We start from the raw sequence: 2,033 nt of genomic DNA on the forward strand, positions 1-2,033 counted from the left end.
ACCTTTCGGTTGCCTTTGACTTTTTATTATCCAGTATACAACCTTAAACAACTTTATGTTGTTTTGTTGATATACCTTATGTTTTTCGCTTTATATTAGGTTTTATATCAATAGTAAAATATTTTTTAACACATAGGTGTTATCAACGTATATATTGTACACCTCGTATAATTACCCAATATCATATCACCTCAGTATTCTACCCAAACTCTTTAAGACAAATATTATGCATACCATAAAAAAAGACTTTAAGTTTTCACTTAAAGCCTAAATACAGGGACAGCAGGAATCGAACCCACGCCAAAGGTTTTGGAGACCTTTGTTCTACCGTTAAACTATGTCCCTAAGAAATGGTGGGAAGAAGTGGATTCGAACCACTGAACCCGAAGGAACGGATTTACAGTCCGTCGCGTTTAGCCTCTTCGCTACCTTCCCATAATAAAAAATGCCGGCCAGAGGACTCGAACCCCCGACCTACTGATTACAAGTCAGTTGCTCTACCAACTGAGCTAGGCCGGCAAAACTTAAAAAATGGTGCCTCGAGACAGAGTCGAACTGCCGACACATGGAGCTTCAATCCATTGCTCTACCAACTGAGCTATCGAGGCACAAATTATATTCAAAATAAATGGCGGTCCCGACGGGAATCGAACCCGCGATCTCCTGCGTGACAGGCAGGCGTGATAACCGCTACACCACGGGACCAAATAAAAATATTGCGGGAGCAGGATTTGAACCTGCGACCTTTGGGTTATGAGCCCAACGAGCTGCCAGACTGCTCCATCCCGCGTTAATAAAAATGGAGGAGGAAAGGGGATTCGAACCCCTGCGAGCTTTTACACTCCTGTCGGTTTTCAAGACCGATCCCTTCAGCCGGACTTGGGTATTCCTCCATAATAATGGTGGACTCTGTAGGACTCGAACCTACGACCGATCGGTTATGAGCCGATAGCTCTGACCAACTGAGCTAAGAGTCCAAAAGACCAAATGATATATTTATTGGTGGCGGCAGAGGGGATCGAACCCCCGACCTTACGGGTATGAACCGTACGCTCTAGCCAGCTGAGCTACGCCGCCAATAAAGGCAAATCAAATATTCAAATAAATGGTGGAGCCTAGGAGGATCGAACTCCTGACCTCCTGCGTGCAAAGCAGGCGCTCTCCCAGCTGAGCTAAGGCCCCTTAATAAAATCAGTTTTCAAATGGTCGGGAAGACAGGATTCGAACCTGCGACCCCTTGGTCCCAAACCAAGTGCTCTACCAAGCTGAGCTACTTCCCGTATATTATATAACTACGCGCCCAAGAGGAGTCGAACCCCTAACCTTTTGATCCGTAGTCAAACGCTCTATCCAATTGAGCTATGGGCGCTAATATAATGGTGCCGAGGACCGGAATCGAACCGGTACGGTATTGCTACCGCAGGATTTTAAGTCCTGTGCGTCTGCCAGTTCCGCCACCCCGGCATTATATTAGAAAGTCTTGGAGCGAAAGACGGGATTTGAACCCGCGACCCTCACCTTGGCAAGGTGATGTTCTACCCCTGAACTACTTTCGCAACGTTATGGTGCGGGTGAAGGGAGTCGAACCCCCACGCCGTTAGGCGCTAGATCCTAAGTCTAGTGCGTCTGCCAATTCCGCCACACCCGCGCGAAAGAATAAATGGTGAGCCATGAAGGACTCGAACCTTCGACCCTTTGATTAAAAGTCAAATGCTCTACCAACTGAGCTAATGGCTCTAAAAATGGTGCCGGCCAGAGGACTCGAACCCCCGACCTACTGATTACAAGTCAGTTGCTCTACCAACTGAGCTAGGCCGGCAAAATGGTGGAGGTTAACGGGATCGAACCGCTGACCCCTTGCTTGTAAGGCAAGTGCTCTCCCAGCTGAGCTAAACCTCCATAAAAAGCCTGGCAACGTTCTAATCTCGCAGGTCGTAAGACCAACTACATTCGACGCTAAAGAGCTTAACTTCTGTGTTCGGTATGGGTACAGGTGTGTCCTCCTTGCTATCGCCACCAGACGAAAACTTATA

18 tRNA genes and 1 rRNA gene are annotated in these 2,033 nt (G+C 47.4%); all 19 read right to left on the reverse strand.

The features are described 5' to 3' along the window. Positions 1-274: 274 nt before the first annotated feature. Positions 275-345, reverse strand: a tRNA-Trp gene (locus HZY83_RS01220). Positions 346-351: 6 nt separating this feature from the next. After that, a tRNA-Tyr gene (locus HZY83_RS01225) sits at positions 352-435 on the reverse strand. A gap of 11 nt (positions 436-446) precedes the next feature. Then, positions 447-519 (reverse strand) — tRNA-Thr (locus HZY83_RS01230). A gap of 13 nt (positions 520-532) precedes the next feature. After that, positions 533-608 (reverse strand) — tRNA-Phe (locus tag HZY83_RS01235). Between the two features lie 21 nt (positions 609-629). Next, positions 630-705: transfer RNA gene (locus HZY83_RS01240), tRNA-Asp, on the reverse strand. Positions 706-716: 11 nt separating this feature from the next. Beyond that, positions 717-790 (reverse strand) — tRNA-Met (locus HZY83_RS01245). A gap of 10 nt (positions 791-800) precedes the next feature. Then, a tRNA-Ser gene (locus HZY83_RS01250) sits at positions 801-893 on the reverse strand. A gap of 7 nt (positions 894-900) precedes the next feature. Next, a tRNA-Ile gene (locus HZY83_RS01255) sits at positions 901-977 on the reverse strand. A 23-nt stretch (positions 978-1,000) separates the two neighbouring features. Further along, a tRNA-Met gene (locus HZY83_RS01260) sits at positions 1,001-1,077 on the reverse strand. 29 nt (positions 1,078-1,106) lie between these two features. Further along, a tRNA-Ala gene (locus HZY83_RS01265) sits at positions 1,107-1,182 on the reverse strand. A 21-nt stretch (positions 1,183-1,203) separates the two neighbouring features. Next, positions 1,204-1,280, reverse strand: a tRNA-Pro gene (locus HZY83_RS01270). A gap of 15 nt (positions 1,281-1,295) precedes the next feature. Continuing rightward, positions 1,296-1,369, reverse strand: a tRNA-Arg gene (locus HZY83_RS01275). 8 nt (positions 1,370-1,377) lie between these two features. Next, positions 1,378-1,464, reverse strand: a tRNA-Leu gene (locus HZY83_RS01280). A 17-nt stretch (positions 1,465-1,481) separates the two neighbouring features. After that, positions 1,482-1,556, reverse strand: a tRNA-Gly gene (locus HZY83_RS01285). Positions 1,557-1,563: 7 nt separating this feature from the next. Further along, positions 1,564-1,648 (reverse strand) — tRNA-Leu (locus tag HZY83_RS01290). A 13-nt stretch (positions 1,649-1,661) separates the two neighbouring features. Continuing rightward, positions 1,662-1,737: transfer RNA gene (locus tag HZY83_RS01295), tRNA-Lys, on the reverse strand. Between the two features lie 6 nt (positions 1,738-1,743). After that, positions 1,744-1,819: transfer RNA gene (locus HZY83_RS01300), tRNA-Thr, on the reverse strand. Positions 1,820-1,823: 4 nt separating this feature from the next. Next, positions 1,824-1,899 (reverse strand) — tRNA-Val (locus HZY83_RS01305). A 7-nt stretch (positions 1,900-1,906) separates the two neighbouring features. Further along, positions 1,907-2,021, reverse strand: a 5S ribosomal RNA gene (gene rrf, locus HZY83_RS01310). Positions 2,022-2,033 lie beyond the last annotated feature (12 nt).

The organism is Gemella sp. GH3 (assembly GCF_013415425.1).
Lineage (GTDB): Bacteria > Bacillota > Bacilli > Staphylococcales > Gemellaceae > Gemelliphila.